At 64.5% G+C, this 273-nt stretch carries 1 protein-coding gene; it reads right to left on the reverse strand.

Annotated elements, in window-relative coordinates; genetic code table 11:
• The coding region (locus ABG80_RS07220; protein ID WP_152987513.1) for a hypothetical protein at window positions 1-248 on the reverse strand (248 nt) is incomplete at its 3' end.
• Between the last annotated feature and the right edge of the window lie 25 nt (window positions 249-273).

Below are 273 nucleotides of genomic sequence, written 5' to 3' on the forward strand. Positions count from 1 at the left end.
CCCTCATAGGCGAGGCTCACCGACGCGCCAGGAGCCCACGCACGCACCGGCACGGACACCTGCTCACCCACTCGGCCCTCGAAAGGCTTGGTGTCCGGAACTGTGAGGGTGAAGAGTTGAACGAGGCCACGGTTATTGAGGCCCTCGATCTGGAGAACCGGGCGGGTGGGGATCACCTCGCCGGTCTTCTTGTTGACGCCACCACCCAGGGTGGTGACTGCTCGAATGGTGCCGGTCAGCGTGAGCATCACAGGCTCCCTTGATCCAGGGCAC

The organism is Aquabacterium parvum, from assembly GCF_001447195.1.
Taxonomy (GTDB): Bacteria; Pseudomonadota; Gammaproteobacteria; order Burkholderiales; family Burkholderiaceae_C; genus Aquabacterium; species Aquabacterium parvum.